The organism is Pseudomonas sp. SWRI92 (genome assembly GCF_014268685.1).
GTDB lineage: Bacteria > Pseudomonadota > Gammaproteobacteria > Pseudomonadales > Pseudomonadaceae > Aquipseudomonas > Aquipseudomonas marvdashtae.
In genome coordinates this window covers 215,550-233,248 of record NZ_JABWQY010000002.1, presented here as the reverse complement: position 1 = coordinate 233,248, position 17,699 = coordinate 215,550, and the positions used below count along the sequence as shown (strand labels likewise).

At 60.0% G+C, this 17,699-nt stretch carries 16 protein-coding genes; 5 read left to right on the top strand and 11 right to left on the bottom strand.

Annotated elements, in window-relative coordinates; all coding sequences use genetic code 11:
• Positions 1-455 precede the first annotated feature (455 nt).
• From HU762_RS04375 to HU762_RS04365, 3 genes are all read right to left on the bottom strand, one after another.
• Positions 456-920 carry an inhibitor of vertebrate lysozyme family protein gene (locus tag HU762_RS04375; protein WP_186633419.1) on the bottom strand — a complete coding sequence of 155 codons (465 nt, stop codon included), beginning with the start codon at positions 918-920 and terminating at the stop codon, positions 456-458.
• A gap of 2 nt (positions 921-922) precedes the next feature.
• Positions 923-1,087 carry a DUF1328 domain-containing protein gene (locus HU762_RS04370; protein WP_003177151.1) on the bottom strand — a complete coding sequence of 55 codons (165 nt, stop codon included), beginning with the start codon at positions 1,085-1,087 and terminating at the stop codon, positions 923-925.
• 80 nt (positions 1,088-1,167) lie between these two features.
• Positions 1,168-1,455, bottom strand: coding sequence for a hypothetical protein (locus HU762_RS04365; protein WP_186633416.1), 288 nt, complete (start codon positions 1,453-1,455; stop codon positions 1,168-1,170).
• A gap of 439 nt (positions 1,456-1,894) precedes the next feature.
• Between HU762_RS04365 and algB the strand changes: the two genes are divergently transcribed.
• Positions 1,895-3,241 carry a sigma-54-dependent response regulator transcription factor AlgB gene (algB, locus tag HU762_RS04360; protein ID WP_186614204.1) on the top strand — a complete coding sequence of 449 codons (1,347 nt, stop codon included), beginning with the start codon at positions 1,895-1,897 and terminating at the stop codon, positions 3,239-3,241.
• 10 nt (positions 3,242-3,251) lie between these two features.
• A complete protein-coding gene (locus HU762_RS04355) occupies positions 3,252-5,042 on the top strand; it encodes an ATP-binding protein (protein WP_186633413.1) in 1,791 nt (596 codons plus the stop codon).
• 7 nt (positions 5,043-5,049) lie between these two features.
• Here HU762_RS04355 and HU762_RS04350 read toward each other — a convergent pair whose 3' ends face one another.
• From HU762_RS04350 to HU762_RS04320, 7 genes are all read right to left on the bottom strand, one after another.
• Complete coding sequence (locus HU762_RS04350; RefSeq protein WP_186634410.1) at positions 5,050-6,663, bottom strand: EAL domain-containing protein; 1,614 nt, start codon at positions 6,661-6,663, stop codon at positions 5,050-5,052.
• Between the two features lie 75 nt (positions 6,664-6,738).
• A complete protein-coding gene (locus tag HU762_RS04345) occupies positions 6,739-7,518 on the bottom strand; it encodes an N-acetylmuramoyl-L-alanine amidase (protein ID WP_186633410.1) in 780 nt (259 codons plus the stop codon).
• A 102-nt stretch (positions 7,519-7,620) separates the two neighbouring features.
• The gene (locus HU762_RS04340) at positions 7,621-9,642 is read right to left on the bottom strand and encodes a GGDEF domain-containing protein (protein WP_186633407.1); all 2,022 of its coding nucleotides are present in this window, start codon (positions 9,640-9,642) and stop codon (positions 7,621-7,623) included.
• Complete coding sequence (locus HU762_RS04335) at positions 9,639-10,517, bottom strand: endonuclease/exonuclease/phosphatase family protein (protein WP_186614197.1); 879 nt, start codon at positions 10,515-10,517, stop codon at positions 9,639-9,641. Before HU762_RS04335 ends, HU762_RS04340 begins: the two co-directional genes overlap by 4 nt.
• 15 nt (positions 10,518-10,532) lie before the next feature.
• The gene (locus HU762_RS04330; RefSeq protein ID WP_186633404.1) at positions 10,533-11,177 is read right to left on the bottom strand and encodes a thiol:disulfide interchange protein DsbA/DsbL; all 645 of its coding nucleotides are present in this window, start codon (positions 11,175-11,177) and stop codon (positions 10,533-10,535) included.
• 184 nt (positions 11,178-11,361) lie between these two features.
• Complete coding sequence (locus tag HU762_RS04325) at positions 11,362-11,973, bottom strand: c-type cytochrome (protein WP_186614193.1); 612 nt, start codon at positions 11,971-11,973, stop codon at positions 11,362-11,364.
• Positions 11,974-12,019: 46 nt separating this feature from the next.
• Positions 12,020-12,310: a c-type cytochrome gene (locus tag HU762_RS04320; protein WP_186614191.1), complete on the bottom strand. Its 291-nt coding sequence runs from the start codon at positions 12,308-12,310 to the stop codon at positions 12,020-12,022.
• A gap of 191 nt (positions 12,311-12,501) precedes the next feature.
• Between HU762_RS04320 and yihA the strand changes: the two genes are divergently transcribed.
• The gene (yihA, locus tag HU762_RS04315) at positions 12,502-13,143 is read left to right on the top strand and encodes a ribosome biogenesis GTP-binding protein YihA/YsxC (RefSeq protein ID WP_186633401.1); all 642 of its coding nucleotides are present in this window, start codon (positions 12,502-12,504) and stop codon (positions 13,141-13,143) included.
• A 302-nt stretch (positions 13,144-13,445) separates the two neighbouring features.
• On the opposite strand, the gene polA is transcribed toward yihA, so the two are convergent.
• Positions 13,446-16,214 (bottom strand): DNA polymerase I, encoded by a 2,769-nt coding sequence (gene polA / locus HU762_RS04310; RefSeq protein ID WP_186633398.1) that lies wholly within the window; start codon positions 16,212-16,214, stop codon positions 13,446-13,448.
• 74 nt (positions 16,215-16,288) lie between these two features.
• Between polA and HU762_RS04305 the strand changes: the two genes are divergently transcribed.
• Positions 16,289-16,576 carry a DUF2782 domain-containing protein gene (locus HU762_RS04305; RefSeq protein ID WP_122567709.1) on the top strand — a complete coding sequence of 96 codons (288 nt, stop codon included), beginning with the start codon at positions 16,289-16,291 and terminating at the stop codon, positions 16,574-16,576.
• A gap of 59 nt (positions 16,577-16,635) precedes the next feature.
• A complete protein-coding gene (locus HU762_RS04300; RefSeq protein WP_186633395.1) occupies positions 16,636-17,586 on the top strand; it encodes a homoserine kinase in 951 nt (316 codons plus the stop codon).
• The last annotated feature ends 113 nt before the right edge of the window (positions 17,587-17,699 follow it).

Sequence of the window (17,699 nt, the reverse complement as noted above, 5' to 3'; positions counted from 1 at the left end):
GACATTCAATCAGGCATAAACGCCGTCAACCGGCCATTTCAGCGTAGTAGGGCTTGGTTTCGCAGGTAGGAGGATTCGATGAAAGGCTGCCCGGGTAAAGGGCTTTGACCGGCCAAACAGCTTCAGCGCTCTCCGATATACGGTCACGCGCCGATGGTCGTGGCGACCGAGCGAGACAATATGCCGCGGCGTTGTGCCGGGGAGGCCAAAAAATAGCCAACCGCTCTAGCGAAGGGTTTAGCGAACTCAAGCTCTACGCAAGTTCGCCAAGTCTGCGCGACTTTGCGAACTTGCGTTGCAGCTTTTTACCTGACCCGGCCCTTTCGCAGGCACCCCTTGTGCCCGTAGGTCACTCCGACCCTGATGGTCAGAACGTCCCAGCCCCCTGGTCATGCTTAGGCCCTCCTCGGGCTTCGCAGGAAGAAAAGCAGGGCTGCTTTTCTCGTTTCAAGAAATCAGTACCAGTTTGGATCTTTCTTGAGCTGTTCCATTAACAGTTCTTGCATACCTTCATCGGGATTGCCGAGGAAGCGATAGTCCGCATGACGGGTTGGCGACTTGTCGGTCGGGAGGCCCACGGGCACCTCGACCAACATGGCGTAGGCATCGTCCTTGTCGAAACTGACGGCTACGATCAGACGCTTGCTCTTGCAGGTATCCTGGGTTTCGCACAATGGCCCGACCAGGTATTGGTCGCCATCCTCCTCGACCGCATTCATTTGCTCGGAGGCACCGGTCAGGTTCATGACCCACTCCGGCAGACGTTCTTCCTTCTTGACCACTCCCTGCCAGGTCTCACGGTACTGCGGGTCTGCCTGAAGCAGTTGATTGACCCGCATCTGCCCATCATTGGCAGCCATTGCCATGGCGCTGCCGCCCAGTAGCAGGGCGGCGGCCAGTCCTTTGAATGACACGCTCATGATCAGCCTCGGCCGCGACGACCAAAAAAGAAGGAGGCGATGAACATGACCAGGAACACGACAAAGAGAATTTTGGCGATGCCCGTGGCGGTGCCCGCGATACCACCGAAGCCCAGTACTGCGGCGATGATGGCAATGATCAGGAAGGTAATTGCCCAGCTCAACATGGTGATTCTCCTTACGCTTTTCTATTTAGTTAGGGTCTGGCGATGATGGTTCCGGCGTAACGGACAGCCGGTTTATCGAATTAGAAAACCCAGCGCTGTTCACGAGGCATCTCAGTCAACGGCTGCGCCTCGTCGACGGACATCATTCGCATCGAAGCCGAGGCTTGCGCGAGGTTGCCGGCGGCGATGAAATGGGTTTGGGGAGCACGGTACGTCGAGACCAGGGGCGCTTCCGGTTGTTGGCTTTCATGCCAAAGCAACAACTGCTGACCCGCCACAAGCGTGACCAGCAATGCGAGGACGGCCCACAGACCCTGCTGGATATGCAGGGAGGTAATGCGAAACTGGGCGGCACGTTGACGATTCATCCTGAAATTCCTCCGCACCCTAGCGGTGATCTGGTTGAGGCGCTCTAAAACGCCACGTTGATCGGATCATTGCAGTCGGCATGCCAGAAATTTGCTCTCAATAAATGCCTTTAAAATCAACTAGTTAATGGCGCCGCCAAAAGAGCTGAGGGCGCATCCTGCACGATGGGCCAGATGCACGTCGTGCGTTCTGCACGACCCTTCAGAAACTCGGGTATAAGATTCTTTTTGAATTGACAGTCGGAAACGGATGTCGGAATGAGCGAGCCGAACCGTGGGAAGCGAAGAGAAACTAAAAAATTGATGAAAATCAGGCTCTTATATTCAGAACGTCCACAACGAAGCCTTCGATGGGTATTATTCGGTCAGAATCGACCATGCAACTTGCCCGATTTTTCTGACACTAACCATCATCATTCACTAAAGGAGCGTAGGAAAAATGGAATCCGCCACTGAGCATCAAGGCCGCATTCTGCTGGTAGACGATGAGTCCGCCATCCTGCGTACCTTCCGTTATTGCCTGGAAGACGAAGGCTACAGCGTCGCCACCGCCAACAGTGCCGCGCAGGCCGAAGCCCTGCTGCAACGCCAGGTGTTTGACCTGTGCTTCCTTGATTTACGCCTGGGTGAGGACAACGGCCTCGATGTATTGGGACAGATGCGTATCCAGGCGCCCTGGATGCGCGTCGTTATCGTCACCGCCCACTCGGCTGTGGACACCGCCGTCGATGCGATCCAGGCCGGGGCCGCCGATTATCTGGTCAAGCCTTGCAGCCCGGACCAATTGCGCTTGGCGACCGCCAAGCAACTGGAAGTACGCCAGCTGTCCGCCAGGCTCGAAGCATTGGAAGGCGAGGTGCGCAAGCCAAAGGACGGCCTCGATTCCCACAGTCCGGCGATGAAAGTGGTCCTCGAGACTGCCCGTCAGGTTGCCAATACCGACGCGAACATTCTGATCCTCGGCGAGTCCGGCACCGGCAAGGGCGAACTCGCACGGGCCATCCATGGCTGGAGCAAACGCGCGAAAAAATCCTGTGTCACCATCAACTGCCCGTCGTTGACCACCGAACTGATGGAAAGCGAATTGTTCGGTCACAGCCGCGGTGCGTTTACCGGAGCCAGCGAAAGCACGTTGGGTCGGGTCAACCAGGCCGATGGCGGCACGCTGTTTCTTGACGAAATCGGCGATTTTCCCCTGGCTTTACAGCCAAAGTTGTTGCGTTTCATCCAGGACAAAGAGTACGAGCGGGTCGGTGACCCCGTCACCCGTCGGGCCGATGTGCGCATTCTCGCGGCCACCAACCTGAATCTTGAGGACATGGTGCGTGATGGGCGCTTCAGGGAAGATCTGCTGTATCGCCTGAACGTCATTACCTTGCACCTGCCGCCGCTGCGCGAGCGGACCGAGGACATCCTGACCCTCGCCGACCGCTTCCTGGCGCGCTTCGTCAAGGAGTACGCGCGCCCTGCCAGAGGATTCAGCGATGAGGCTCGCGAGGCCCTGCTAGGCTATCGCTGGCCAGGCAATATTCGCGAGCTGCGCAACGTGGTCGAGCGCGCCAGCATCATCTGCCCGCAGGAAAAAGTCGAAATCAGTCATTTGGGCATGGCCGAGCAACCGACCAACAATGCGCCGCGCATTGGCGCCGCGCTGAGCCTGGACGAACTGGAAAAGGCCCACATTGGCGCAGTATTGGCCACCGCCGACACACTCGACCAGGCGGCCAAGACCCTGGGTATCGACGCCTCTACGCTGTACCGCAAACGCAAGCAATACAACCTGTGAGCGGCACCTTATGAAACTGGCGATGAAGCTCCGTACCCGGCTGTTTCTCAGTATTTCGGCGCTGATCACCGTGGCATTGCTGGGATTGTTGCTTGGCCTGGTCAGTGTGTTGCAGATGGCCAATACCCAGGAACAATCGGTACGCGACAACTTCGTCTTGCTGGACCTGGGCCTCAAGTTGCGCCAGACGTTGGGCGATCAACTGATGATCATGCTTGAGGAAAAGCCCGACCTGGCGGCGCTGGAAGAGTCCAAACGCGAGTATTTCGAGTTGTTGGACGAAGGTATCGCCCATGAGCGGGAACTGGATGACCCCGCAACCAGTTTCACCCGCGCCAAGGCTGACTACGTCAGTTTCCTCGAGGCCTTCGATGCCTCTCGCCAGCAACCGACCCAGTTGACCGGCATCCAGGACCTCACTGAAAAATTCAACGTATTGCGTGGAGGCCTGATCGAAGGGTACCGACATGCCCTGAATAACATCGGCGAAACCCAGGACCGCGCCCGCGAACGCGCGCTACTGATTTCCGCCCTGCTGGGGCTGGTGGGGTTGGCGGTGCTGATCATTGGCTTCGTGACTGCCCATGGCATCGCCCGACGTTTCGGCGCACCGATCGAAGCCTTGGCCGCTGCGGCCGATGACATCGGCCAAGGTAATTTCGAGGTGACTCTGCCGGTCTCGTCGGCGGCGGAACTGAATCTTCTGACACGCCGCTTCGGCATCATGGCCCAGGCGCTGCGCGAACATCAGGCGACCAATGTCGATGAATTGCTCGCCGGGCAGCAGCGCCTGCAAGCGGTGCTCGACAGCATTGACGACGGCTTGCTGATGATTGATCGCCAAGGCCGGCTGGAGCATTTGAACCCCGTGGCCCAACGTCAGCTGGGCTGGGACGAGGAGCGTCTGGGCCAAGGCCTGAGCGAGGCGCTTGGACGTGTGGAATTGGATGAAGAGCTGCAACTGGTGTTACGCGGAGGCACACAGGAACGCGCGCCCGATGACTTGAGCATTGAGGTGGATGGCGAGTCGCGAGTGCTGACCTACAGCCTGACACCGGTTATCCATACCCAGGGCCAAATCCTCGGGGCAGTGATGGTCTTGCATGACGTCACCGAGCAACGGGCCTTCGAACGCGTGCGCAGTGAGTTCGTCCTGCGGGCGTCCCATGAGCTGCGCACTCCGGTGACGGGCATGCACATGGCGTTCGGGTTGCTGCAGGAGCGCATGCATTTCGCCGAGGACTCCCGCGAGGCGGACCTGCTCAATACGGTCAATGAAGAAATGCAGCGGCTGATGCAGCTGATCAATGACCTGCTTAATTTCTCCCGTTACCAGAACGGCTTGCAAAAGCTCACCCTGGCGCCTTGCTCCATCGAGGAACTGTTGGAAGCGGCGAGGATGCGCTTTGCCGCACAGGCCGAGGCCAAGGGCATCGAGTTGCTTGTGGAAATCCAGGGTCCTTTGCCGCGCCTGCACGCCGATGCCGCGCAGTTGGAGCGGGTCTTGGACAACCTGATCGATAACGCCATGCGCCACACCAACGACGACGGCCAGATTCGTTTGCAGGCCCGACGCCATGGCGAGCGGGTGATCATCAGCGTTGAAGATAACGGCGAGGGGATTGCCTACGGCCAGCAAGGACGGATCTTCGAACCTTTCGTCCAGGTCGGACGCAAGAAGGGCGGTGCCGGCCTCGGCCTGGCGCTGTGCAAGGAGATCGTGCAGCTCCACGGTGGACGCATGGGCGTCTATTCCCGGCCAGGGCAGGGCACGCAGTTTTATATGGCCCTGACCGTCTGAGCAGGCGTCAGGCTTCGTCGTCCAGGCGTCGTCCAAGCCGACGCCGCCCGCGGGTAATCAATTCGATCAGTTGCACCGCGCTGAGCGCATGGGCGAACAACCAACCCTGACCAAACTTCACGCCTTCGCTGCTCAAATATGACGCCTGGGCCTCATGCTCGATGCCCTCGGCAATCACCTTGAGCTGCAATGCATGGGCCATGCGAATGATGTGCGGGGCCACGCCACTGCTGGCGGCATCATGACCCAGGGCGTCGATGAACGCCTTGTCGATCTTCAGGCAATCGACTGGCAGTGTTTGCAGGTAAGCCAGGCTGCAATAACCCGTGCCGAAATCATCGATCAGCACCTGATGCCCTACATCACGCAGCGATTGCAAGTTGTCCCGGGCAACCAGTGCATCAACCAGCCCGCGCTCGGTCACTTCAAAGGCAATCTGATGCGCCGACACGCGATGCAGCGCCAGCAAACGGGCGATCACTTCGCCGATGCGCGGCACCATCACGTCACATGCCGCCAGGTTCACCGAGATGTACAGGTGGGGATTGGCCCGCAATAGCTGGCCCAACTGGTCGAATAGCCGCTGGAGGACAAAATCGGTTATCTGGCGGATCTGCCCGGTGTCTTCAGCCATCGGTATGAACAGGTCTGGGCTGGTGAGGGTCCCGTCTGGTCGACGCCAGCGCAGCAGGGCTTCGGCGCCTACGCAGTTGCGGCTGTGCAGGTCGAAAATCGGTTGGTAAAGCACCTGCATTTCACCGCGCCGGATGGCCCCGTGCAGTTCCGCGTCCATGGATTGGCGCTGACGTGCCAGCAACAGGACCTGGAAGCCAATGCCCAGCCCCAGCAGCAGGCTGATGGGCAGCAACCACCAGGCATTAGTCGGAATCTGCAGGCTGCTGCGCGGCGCTATCAACACCAGTTGATATTCCGGATTGTCGGTCGACATCCGGTAAATCAGCCGGGTCTGCGTGACTTGCAAGGCGCTTTGACTTTTGGGTGGCCAAGGTTCCGTCGGCGGCCAACGCTGCTGGGTACCCAGTACCGGAATGGCTCGCTCACCTTGATCAAGAACCACCAACAGACTGCTGCCCGGGGGCAGGTCGACAACGTCGGTCAGGTGTCCGCGAGACGTCGCGACTCGGAAATTGCCGCGCCCCAACATCAACGCCGCGCGATTTTCGTCGGGCTCCGTGGTGGTGTTGAGCCAGTAACTGTAGGCCGGACCCCGCAAGTCAGGTGGGCGAGCCCACGACAAACCGCTCTGGCGCGGGCGATTGGAGCATACGCCGTTGCTGTCGATATAAGCCGCCTCGTATACAAAACGATAGTTGAAGCTCACCTGTTGCAGGGTGGCGATCATGTCATCGTTGCAGCCGCGCAAGGGTTGCGCCTGCAAGTCGTCGAGGCTTTCGCGCAGTTGCCCGAAAAGCTGTTCCAAGCGTTGCAGGAAGCGTTCGCCTTGGGCATTCATCTGTTCGCTTTCACGCTGCTGGATCTGCTGCACTACCACAAACAGGCTTCCCGCCAGCAACAGTCCCGTACTCAGGGCAGCCGCTATCATCGCCAGTAAGATAGGGCGATGGAGCCAGCTTTGCAGAGTCTCGCGGGCAGCCGTCATCATTGGTAATCCGAAAGTTACCAATGAGTTATAGCTTCTGTTTTGAATTTAGCCCGGCCAGTCGGACGGGCGTCATTATTTTGTCTGGTTGAGCACCTGCAAAATCGCCGCGCTTTGCGCGTCTGGCACGCCGTCGAACCGGGCCGGCCGGTAGCGCATCTGGAAGGCCGCCAGGACCTGATGAGTGGCGACGTCCCATTCGCCAGTGCGCGGAGTGGGGTAGCCGAGGCGGGCCAGCTCGGCCTGGAACCAACTGGCGCTCGGTAGCTGCTCGGCGTAAGCGGCTTGCTGCCGTGCCACAGCCTGTTCGTCTGGCCAGACACCCAGGCCGGCCTGTGCCAGGCGTTTCCACGGAAACAACGGCCCCGGATCCAGCTTGCGCATGGGCGCAATGTCGCTGTGCCCGATGATATTGACGGGGTTGATCGCGTTACGTTGGGTGATGTCCTTGAGCAAGACTATCAAGGATTGCACCTGAGCCTCGCTGTAGGGAAACCAGAGACGCCCGGTCGGCGTATCGATGTAGCCTGGATTGACGATTTCAATCCCGATGGAGCTGGAGTTGAGCCATGTCCGGCCTTGCCATTCGCTTTCACCGGCATGCCATGCGCGCCGACCTTCATCGACCAACTTGTAGATGGTCGCGTCCTTATCGTCGCCGATGAGGTAATGGGCGCTGACTTCGCCGTGAGTCAGCAGCGACAGGGAACGCTCAAGGGACGCCGAAGTGTAGTGCACCACGACAAATTGGATGCGGCTGTCATGATTGACGGACGGATGGCTGGTGTCGAGCCGGGGACCGCTCGCGCAACCGGCCAGCACAAGCAACGCAACGAGGAGCGGGAGAAATTTCATGGCGAAGAGCGTACACGCAGAAAAATAGTGCAACAGTGTAACGTATAGCCCCGTGGATGACCGACCGAAGCCCAGATATTAAACAAAATGGAACAATTGGCCTCAGCCTAGCTCCACTCGGTTACGCCCGGCATTTTTTGCACGATAAAGCGCCTGATCGGCTCTTTTAAGCACCGTATCGCTGTGTTCTCCTGGCTTGAATGCCGTCATGCCCATAGACACCGTGATCGTTACCGGTTCGCCCTTGAAATGAAACGGACAGGCTTCGATGGCCGCGCGCAAGGCTTCGGCCAGTTTCGCCCCCGCCGCCAGCGGTGTATCCGGTACCAGCAAGACAAACTCCTCGCCGCCAAAGCGGGCGATGAAGTCCCCGCCGCGCACGCGCTTGCGCAACACCGAGGCGATGAGTTTCAGCACGCGGTCGCCGGCCAGATGGCCATAGTTGTCGTTGATCCGCTTGAAGTGATCGAGGTCGAGCATGGCAATCAGCAAGCTGTTGCCGTGTTGCTGCCACTCGCCAACTTCCCGTTCGAGGCGCTCGGTCCAGGCCGCCCGGTTAGGTAAACCGGTCAGCGGATCGACGAGCGCCTTTTGCCGCTGTTCTTCCAGGTTTTCACGCACGATCAGCGCGTCCTGCTCCATCAGCGCCACACGCTCGGCGAGGCTTTTCAGGCGGGCCGAGACCTCTTTCTCACGCTGGGCACGCTGCTTCTGATGCTGATCCATCGTGCCAAGCAGGCCTTCGAGGTGATTTTCCAAAACTTGCTTGAGGCCTTCCAGGTCGTCGGCTTGCTGCACACTGCTCTGCAAGCCATCGACCTGCTCGCGGATCTGCGTATCCATTTCCATGGAGGCGGACAGATTGTCGGCATGGTCTTCACTGGCGGCCTGCAAGGTGCTCTGGAATGACTCCAACCGATCATTGAGTCGCTGCAGATAGGCTTCGAATTCATGCTGGCCGCTGTCGGTGATCGCCAGCATCAAGACCGCAAGATCGTCGAGGATCGGCAGCAGTTCGTACCAGTTCAAGCCGTTTTGCAGGCGCTCACGCATGGCTTCCGCTTGGGGTCGGTGACGCTCGGGCAGCGTCAGGTCGCCCAGCAGGCCCAGCAGGGTGTCTTCGATATGCCTGGCGACCGAACTGTAGGAAGGCTCCGGGGAGTCGGGCAGGGCATAGTGAGCCTCTTCGGATTCAACCGTTGCGGGAAGCTCGGTGGGTTCTGCGGGCGCAACCGGTGTCTCGTTGAGCGGGGGCGCCTCTGGCGTCAACTCGTCGGGATTTTCCAGTGTCGGCGCGGGTTCGACGTGTTCACTGTCGGTCGGCGCCGGCTCCAAGCTCGGCGACTCCACTGGCTTGGGCATTACCGGCGCGGGGGTAGGCTTTTCGACGGGAGCGGTGGATATGACCGGCTCGGGCGGCGTATCAGGCGCGTGGACTGGCTCCGCTATCGGTGAGGGAGCGGGAGCAGGGGCCTCGAAGATTGCACCGGCTTCCGGCTGTGGAGGGGCGAGCGGTGCTGGGGCCGGCAACGCCGTTTCCATTGTGGACGCTGCGCTCGCCTGCACAGGCGCGGGCGGCTGGGGCGGCACCTCGTCATGGCCATGGCCACCGAACAATCGTTGCAGCAGGCCCGGGCGGCTCGGCTCATCAGGCGTATCCAGCACGCTCAGGGCCTTGCCCTGCAAGCTACTCAATTCGCTGAGCAACAGGGGAATCTCCCGAGCTTGGCCGACCCGGGCCTCCAACTGCTTGGAAAATTTCTTCAAGGGCCGGCTGACGTCCTTCGGCAGCGGCAACGTTTGCAACTGGGCGACCAAGGCGGTCAGTGCAGTGCTCATTTGTTCGACCCGAGTCTCGCGGCGCTGCTCGGAATCGAGTACGGCTTTCTCCAGCCGCGGCAGCAGGGCGGCGAGGGCGGCGTCCATATCGTCGGTGCGCACCACTTCGCGCATCTCTTTCATACACTGATCTACAACCCGGTCAGTGCCCTCGGCGGCCAAAGTACTGCGCACCAGGCCGCGACGCAGCAAGTCGAGCCGAGCGTCCCAACGGCGCTCAAGCTTTTCCTGCTGTTCGATGCTCTTGAGGTATTTCTCTCTCCAGCGTTCGGCGTCGTCGCTCATTCATCGGATCCGCGAGGGGCAGGACTCAGGGCGGGAAACGCGTCAGCCGTGAGCGAACCCGGCAAACGTATTTCGACCGCGACTGGCAGGTGATCGGAAATGGGCTGGGCCAACACCTCGAACCGTTCGAGGGTCAGGGTCGGGCTCAGCAGGATATGGTCCAGGCAACGCTGGGGGCGCCAGCTGGGAAATGTCGCTTCCAGTTGCGGGGCAAGCAGGCCAAGGTCCCGCAGAGGAGAAGTCTGCAGCAAATCGTTGGCATGGGTATTCATGTCGCCCATCAATACCTGGTGCTTGTAGCCACCAATCAATTCACGAATGTAGGCCAGTTGCATCGTTCGGGTACGAGCACCAAGGGCCAGGTGCATCATCACCACGACCAGCGCCTCTGGCCCTTCGCCGAAACGCGCCAGGATCGCTCCGCGCCCCTTGGGGCCCGGCAACGGATGGTCTTCGATCGCCCACGGCCGCAGGCGGCTGAGCACGCCGTTACTGTGCTGGCCGAGCCGGCCGAGGTTACGATTGAGTTGTTGGTACCAATAAGGAAAGGCGCCCAGTTGGGCGAGGTGTTCGACCTGATTGACGTAGCCGGACCGCAGGCTTCCGCCGTCGGCCTCTTGGAGCGCGACCAAGTCGAAGTCCTTCAACAGGTCGCCGATTTTCTGCAGATTGCCGGCACGTCCGGTGTGCGGCAGCAAATGTTGCCAGCCGCGAGTCAGGTAATGCCGGTAGCGCTCGGTACTGATGCCGACCTGAATATTGAAACTGAGCAACCGCAGGCGGCTGTCAGCCGGCAGGCCCGTGGATGCGACATGATGCTCGTTGACCCGTGGTTCATGTAGGCCAACGATGCGTTCGGTACTCCAGCGGGCCATGGGCGAGGGCCGCGCTTAGTTGGCGGCAGCCTTGGTGGCCGCTCGCTCTTTGGCGATCAGCTTGTCGGCCAGTTGCAGCGCTTCATTCGCACCGCCAGCAGAGCCGATGTCAAAGCGGTATTTGCCATTGACGACCATGGTCGGTACGCCGGTGATTTCGTATTTCTTCGCCAGCTCTTTGGCCTTGTTGATCTGGCCCTTGATAGCGAAGGAGTTGAAGGTTGCGAGGAACTTGTCCTTGTCGACGCCTTGGGTGGCGAGGAACTCGGCCATGTCCTCAGGATCGGTCAGGCGCTTCTTTTCGTTCTGGATTGCATTGAACACTGCTGCGTGGACTTGATGCTCGACACCCATCGCTTCAAGGGTCAGGAACATCTGGCCATGGGCATCCCATGGGCCACCGAACATCGCAGGGATGCGGACGAAGTTCACATCGGAAGGCAGCTTCTCAACCCAAGGGTTGATGACCGGCTCGAACGCGTAGCAATGCGGGCAGCCGTACCAGAACAGCTCCACCACCTCGATTTTGCCAGGCACGGCCACCGGTACGGGGTTGGTCAACTCGACGTAGGGGGCCTTCGATTCTTCGGCGTTGGCTTGGGCAGCCATGCCGAACAGGCTGGCGGCGACGAGCGCGGCGCTGATGATCAGATTACGCATGCTTTACTCCTGGACAATGGGTGGCCTCGCGAGACCTGTTTCTAAGACAGGCCGTGGCGGGTTCAAGTTCTCTAGTGTAACGGCAGCGGCCACAAAAAAGGGCGGCCAAAGCCACCCTTTTGATGCTCGCATCGACAGATTAATCGAGCGTTAACGTTGCGAGGGGCATCCCCTCGCAACGGCCTTAGTGCAGGCCCTGGATGTAGCTGGATACTGCTGCGATATCCTCGTCGCTCAGCTTGCGAGCAATGGTGCGCATGGTCATCGCATCGCCATCGTTGGCACGACCGCCTTCTTCCTTGCGGAAATCGGTCAGCTGCTTGGTGATGTACTGGGCATGCTGGCCGCCCAGGTGCGGGAAGCCGGCGGCAGCGTTGCCTTTGCCATCCGGGGAGTGGCAGCCCGTGCAGGCTGGCAGGCCTTTTTCCAGATTGCCACCGCGGAACAGTGCTTCGCCGCGCGCAACGAGTTTTGGATCGGCAGCGCCTACGCTGCCCTTCTGGCTAGCGAAATAAGCCGCGATGTCCGCCAGGTCTTGATCGTTCAGATTGTTCAGCAGGCCCGTCATTTCCAGCACGACACGCTTGCCGTCCTTGATTTCCTTAAGCTGCTTGGTCAAGTAACGCTCGCCCTGGCCCGCCAGTTTCGGAAAGTTGGGCGCCATGCTATTGCCATCCGGGCCGTGGCAGGCCCCGCATACGGCCGCTTTCGCCTGACCGGCAGCGGCATCGCCAGCGGCGTGGGCTACGCCGGATATCCCCAAGGTCAACAGCAGACTCACGATCAGTTTGTTCATCAGCTAATCCAACTACGGCTAAGGGTTAAAGAGTTATGGGCCGGGTTTACTCGCTCATCCACTGGATGATGGCTCGGTAATCCTCGGCACTGCAGTCCATGCACAAACCACGCGGCGGCATCGCCTTGAAACCCTGGGTCACGTGTTGCACCAGCGTCTCCATACCTTTCGCCAACCTCGGCGTCCAAGCTGCCTGATCACCCTTGCGGGGCGCCATGGGTAGTTGGCCGGAATGACAGGCACCACAAACACGGTTGTACACAGCTTCCGGATCCTGTGTAGCCTGAGCGCTGTAAAGCGGCATCAAGACACCGGCAGCTAGCAGCCATTTCGTCATAAAACGACCTTTTCAGGGTTGAGAGCGAGCTGCGTTCTAGTGCGCAATTTCGGTCGGTCGCTCCCGTGAGCTTCATCCTACGCTGGGACAAAGCGCACACAAAATCTGCGGCATTATATACTGGCGTCACTGAAACGGAAACGACACAGCTTGCCGCGTCCATTCCCGACGCCGCCCACATCGGAAATCCCATGCAACTGAAGAACCCCATCCTTGGCCTGTGCCAACAGTCCACCTTCATGCTCAGCGCCGCCAAAGTCGACCAGTGCCCCGACGATGAAGGTTTCGAAGTGGCCTTTGCCGGGCGTTCCAACGCCGGCAAGTCCAGCGCGCTGAACACCCTGACCCATGCCAGCCTGGCACGCACCTCGAAAACCCCAGGCCGCACACAGCTCTTGAACTTCTTCAAGCTAGACGATGAACGGCGTTTGGTCGACCTGCCCGGTTACGGTTATGCCAAAGTGCCGATTCCGCTCAAGCAGCATTGGCAGCGCCACTTGGAAGCCTACCTGGGCAGTCGCGAGAGCTTGAAAGGGCTCATCCTGATGATGGACATCCGCCATCCGATGACCGACTTCGACCTGTTGATGCTCGATTGGGCAGTCGCCAGCGGCATGCCGATGCATATTTTGTTGACCAAGGCCGACAAGCTCACTTACGGCGCAGCCAAGAACACGCTGCTCAAAGTGCAATCGGAAATCCGCAAGGGATGGGGCGACGCGATCACCATCCAGCTGTTTTCGGCGCCCAAGCGTATGGGCCTGGAAGAAGCCTATACGGTGCTGGCCAATTGGATGGAACTGGCGGACAAAGGCAGCGACGAAGCTGAATAAGCCAAATCGCAGGCAAAAAAAACCCCGGACTTCTTATGGGGAGGGGGAAGTTCGGGGTCCAAGTTCCGGACCGCTAGGGCGGGGTCCAGATATCTGCCAACACTTAACACAACATAGGAGCATTGAAGGGCTTCACCAGCCATTCAGAATCTCTGAGTGGCAATTCACGGGTTTAGTTCAGATTATTTTTGGAAATAACCGTAGGAATATTCCGAGCTAATCAAGCCGTTCCTGGCTTTGCGCAGACTCCCCGTAGCGAGCGAGCTTGCTCCCTCGCCACGAGAACCCCTCTAGACTTAGCGTCAGTGCGCCTCGTCCCAGTTATTGCCCACGCCCACTTCCACCAGCAGCGGCACGTCCAGGGTGGCGGCGGCGCTCATGTGCAGGCGAACCTCTTCGCGCACCTGATCGACCAGGTCTTCGCGCACTTCCAGCACCAATTCGTCGTGTACCTGCAGGATGACTTTCGCATCCAGACCTGACGCCGTCAGCCAGCCATCCACAGCCACCATGGCTTTCTTGATGATGTCGGCGGCGGTGCCTTGCATCGGTGCGTTGATCGCCGTGCGCTCAGCGCCTTTGCGCAGCGCCGGGTTCTTCGCATTGATGTCCGGCAAGTACAGCCGACGGCCGAAGATGGTTTCGACGAAGCCTTGCTCGGCTGCCTGGGCACGGGTGCGCTCCATGTATTCCAGCACGCCAGGGTAGCGGGTGAAGTAGCGGTCGATGTAAGCCTGGGACTGCTTGCGATCGACACCGATCTGCTTGGCCAGGCCGAAGGCGCTCATGCCATAGATCAAACCGAAGTTGATCGCCTTGGCACTGCGACGCTGATCATGGGTGACGGCTTCCAGTTCGACGCCAAAAACTTCGGCAGCGGTGGCTCGGTGTACGTCAAGGTCGTTGCGAAACGCGTGGAGCAACCCTTCGTCCTTGGCGAGGTGCGCCATGATCCGCAGTTCGATCTGCGAATAGTCCGCCGCCAGGAGCTTGTAGCCTTTCGGCGCGACGAACGCCTGGCGGATGCGCCGGCCTTCAGCGGTGCGAATCGGAATGTTCTGCAGGTTCGGGTCGATGGACGACAAGCGCCCGGTCGCGGCGACCGCTTGCTGGTAATTGGTATGGACGCGGCCGGTGCGGCTGTTGATCTGCTCGGGGAGGCGATCGGTGTAGGTGCTCTTGAGCTTGCTCAGGGAGCGGTACTGCATCAGCACCTTGGGCAGCGGGTAATCCTGCTCCGCCAGTTCGGCAAGTACCGCTTCGGCAGTGGAGGCCTGGCCCTTGGCGGTTTTGCTGAGCACCGGCAAACCAAGCTTTTCGTACAGGATCACGCCCAATTGCTTCGGCGAGCCCAGGTTGAATTCCTCGCCGGCGATGGCAAACGCCTCACGCTCCAGTGCCACCAGTTTTTCGCCCAACTCGACGCTTTGCACGCCCAGGAGGTTGGCATCGACTAACGCGCCCTGGCGCTCGATGCGCGCCAGGACCGGCATCAACGGCATTTCGATTTCGTTGAGGACTTTGCCCAGGCTCGGCGTGGCGGCCAATTTTTCCTGTAGGGCCTGGTGCAAGCGGAAGGTCACGTCGGCGTCTTCAGCGGCGTAGGGCCCGGCCAGTTCCAGGGAGATCTGATCGAAGGTCAATTGCTTGACCCCTTTGCCGGCGATGTCCTGGAAATCCGTCTTGCTTTGGCCCAGGTATTTCAGCGCCAGGCTGTCCATGTCGTGGCGGGTCGCGGTGGAGTCCAGCACGTAGGATTCAAGCATGGTGTCGAAGGCGATACCTTGCATGAAAATGCCATTGCCCTGATCACCGCCAATGGCGCAATTGGCCAGGATGTTGGTTTCGAACTTGGCATGCTGGCCGACCTTGAGCTTGTTCGGGTTTTCCAGCAACGGCTTGAGAGCGTTGAGCACCGTGTCGCGGTCCAGCTGCTCCGGCACGCCCATGTAGGAATGGGTCAGCGGGATATAAGCCGCCTCGAACGGGGCCACGGCGAACGACAAGCCAACGAGCTGCGAATGCTGGGCATCGCCACCGTTGGTTTGCGTGACCAGGGAAAACAGCGGCGCCTGTTCAAGCTTGGACAACCAGGCATCGAAGCTCGGCTGATCGAGAATGACCTCGTACTTCGCCTCGGCGCCCCCCGGCAGCTCGTCGGCAACTTCAATGATTTCCTGCCCGGCACGCTTGGCGTCACGCTGGTTATCTTCGAACCAGCTCTTGAATTCCAGCAACGTGTACAACTCGGCAAGCTTCTCGTGATCCGGCGCGCCCATCTGCAAGTCGTCGAGGCCGATGTCCAAGGGAACGTCGGTCTTGATGGTCGCCAACTCGTAGGAAAGAAGCGCCATTTCCTTGTGCTCTTCCAGCTTGGCGGCCAACGTCTTGGCGCCACGAATCGGCAGCGTTGCAACGATATCCAGTTGCGCATACAACTCGCTCAGGCCGCCGTTGACACCCACCAAAAGGCCGGAAGCGGTTTTTGGCCCGATGCCCGGCACACCTGGGATGTTGTCGGACGAATCGCCCATTAATGCCAGATAGTCGATGATCTGCTCCGGAGCGACGCCAAACTTCTCCTTCACGCCAGCCACGTCGAGTGCGCTACCGGTCATCGTGTTGACCAAGGTAATGTGGCCATCGACCAACTGCGCCATGTCCTTGTCGCCGGTGGAGATCACCACTGGGCGGTCGGCCGCCGCGCTGCTGCGGGCCAGCGTGCCGATCACGTCGTCAGCTTCGACGTTGTCCACGCACAGCAGCGGGAAGCCCAAGGCTTTCACGCTGGCGTGCAACGGCTCGATCTGCACGCGCATGTCGTCGGGCATGCTTGGGCGGTTGGCCTTGTATTCGGCGTACAGCGCATCGCGAAACGTCCCACCCTTGGCGTCGAACACCACCGCGAACGGGCTGTCCGGATACTGCTTGCGCAGGCTCTTGAGCATGTTCAACACGCCCTTGACCGCGCCGGTCGGCAGGCCTTTGGAAGTGGTCAGCGGTGGCAGCGCGTGAAAGGCGCGGTACAGATAAGAAGAACCGTCCACCAGGACGAGGGGGGCTTGGCTCATGAGCAGGATCAACCTTTTCGGCGGGTCCGGGGCTAGAATAGCGGGACCGTTGACGACAAAGGGACAAGGTTATCATGCGTACACTAAATCGCCTGTTACTGGCTGGCTTGTTTGCATTCACCCCGCTGGCCGTCATGGCCGCGGACGACGCACCTTCGGCGGACCCGGATGTCACCATCCGCACCGAAGGCGACAGAACCATTCAGGAGTATCGCCAAAACGGCTTCTTGTACGCGATCAAGGTCACGCCCAAAAACGGCAAGCCTTACTTCCTCGTGCGCGCTGACGGCACCGATGCAAACTTCATCCGATCGGACCAGCCGGATATGCTGATCCCTTCGTGGAAAATCTTTGAGTGGTAATACCGCTCTCGACTTCAACCGGCGCTCGATGAAGAGCGCCCGTACTGGCAGTTTTAACCATGTCTGTGTTCACGCCCCTGGCTCGGCCCGAGCTGGAAACCTTTCTCGCCCCTTATGGGCTCGGCCGCCTGCTTGATTTCCAGGGGATTGCCGCTGGCAGCGAAAACACCAATTTCTTTATCAGCCTGGAACGGGGCGAATTTGTCCTGACCCTGGTCGAGCGCGGCCCTGTGCAGGAGATGCCGTTCTTTATCGAGCTGCTGGATGTACTGCACGACGCCGACCTGCCGGTGCCTTACGCCTTGCGCACCACCGACGGCGTCGCGCTGCGGGAACTGGCGGGCAAGCCGGCGCTGCTGCAACCGCGCCTGGCGGGCAAACACATCAAGCAGGCCAACGCCCAGCACTGCGCCCAGGTCGGCGAATTGCTCGCGCACCTGCACCTGGCCACCCGCGACAACATGATCAAGCGCAAGACTGATCGCGGCCTGGATTGGATGCAGGAGGAGGGCGCCAAGCTGTTGTCGCACCTCGATGCCGAGCCTCGTCGGCTGCTTGAGGCGGCGCTTGATGAAATCACGCTGAAAAAGGTCGGCATCCTGGCGCTGCCGCGCGCCAACATCCATGCCGATCTGTTCCGCGACAATGCGATGTTCGAAGGCACGCACCTGACCGGCTTGATCGACTTCTACAACGCCTGCTCCGGGCCGATGCTGTATGACGTCGCCATCGCCCTGAACGATTGGTGCTCAGATGACGACGGTGGGCTCGATGGCCCCCGGGCGCGAGCGTTGCTGGGCGCCTATGCGGCGCTACGGCCGTTCACCGCCGCCGAGGCCGAGCTGTGGCCCACCATGCTGCGCGTGGCGTGCGTGCGGTTCTGGCTGTCGCGGTTGATCGCCGCCGAATCGTTTGCCGGGCAGGATGTGTTGATCCACGATCCGATGGAGTTCCAGCAGCGGTTGGCGCAGCGGCAGACGGTTCACACGGTGTTGCCGTTCGCCCTATAGCAGCAGGCCGGTGCGACGCTGGCTGCTCTTGTGGCGAGGGGATTTATCCCCGCTGGGGCGCGAAGCGGCCCCAAGAAATATCTACCACCACGGTTCATCAGACCGAAAGCAAG

Excerpts from the sequence above, each read along its gene's own strand:
- yihA (WP_186633401.1), top strand. The coding sequence starts at position 12,502 with ATGCAACTGAAGAACCCCATCCTTGGCCTGTGCCAACAGTCCACCTTC.
- HU762_RS04345 (WP_186633410.1), bottom strand. The coding sequence starts at position 7,518 with ATGAAATTTCTCCCGCTCCTCGTTGCGTTGCTTGTGCTGGCCGGTTGC.
- HU762_RS04335 (WP_186614197.1), bottom strand. The coding sequence starts at position 10,517 with ATGGCCCGCTGGAGTACCGAACGCATCGTTGGCCTACATGAACCACGG.
- HU762_RS04365 (WP_186633416.1), bottom strand. The coding sequence starts at position 1,455 with ATGAATCGTCAACGTGCCGCCCAGTTTCGCATTACCTCCCTGCATATC.
- HU762_RS04330 (WP_186633404.1), bottom strand. The coding sequence starts at position 11,177 with ATGCGTAATCTGATCATCAGCGCCGCGCTCGTCGCCGCCAGCCTGTTC.
- HU762_RS04350 (WP_186634410.1), bottom strand. The coding sequence starts at position 6,663 with ATGACGGCTGCCCGCGAGACTCTGCAAAGCTGGCTCCATCGCCCTATC.
- HU762_RS04300 (WP_186633395.1), top strand. The coding sequence starts at position 16,636 with ATGTCTGTGTTCACGCCCCTGGCTCGGCCCGAGCTGGAAACCTTTCTC.
- HU762_RS04320 (WP_186614191.1), bottom strand. The coding sequence starts at position 12,310 with ATGACGAAATGGCTGCTAGCTGCCGGTGTCTTGATGCCGCTTTACAGC.
- HU762_RS04370 (WP_003177151.1), bottom strand. The coding sequence starts at position 1,087 with ATGTTGAGCTGGGCAATTACCTTCCTGATCATTGCCATCATCGCCGCA.
- polA (WP_186633398.1), bottom strand. The coding sequence starts at position 16,214 with ATGAGCCAAGCCCCCCTCGTCCTGGTGGACGGTTCTTCTTATCTGTAC.
- HU762_RS04325 (WP_186614193.1), bottom strand. The coding sequence starts at position 11,973 with ATGAACAAACTGATCGTGAGTCTGCTGTTGACCTTGGGGATATCCGGC.
- HU762_RS04375 (WP_186633419.1), bottom strand. The coding sequence starts at position 920 with ATGAGCGTGTCATTCAAAGGACTGGCCGCCGCCCTGCTACTGGGCGGC.
- HU762_RS04305 (WP_122567709.1), top strand. The coding sequence starts at position 16,289 with ATGCGTACACTAAATCGCCTGTTACTGGCTGGCTTGTTTGCATTCACC.
- algB (WP_186614204.1), top strand. The coding sequence starts at position 1,895 with ATGGAATCCGCCACTGAGCATCAAGGCCGCATTCTGCTGGTAGACGAT.
- HU762_RS04355 (WP_186633413.1), top strand. The coding sequence starts at position 3,252 with ATGAAACTGGCGATGAAGCTCCGTACCCGGCTGTTTCTCAGTATTTCG.
- HU762_RS04340 (WP_186633407.1), bottom strand. The coding sequence starts at position 9,642 with ATGAGCGACGACGCCGAACGCTGGAGAGAGAAATACCTCAAGAGCATC.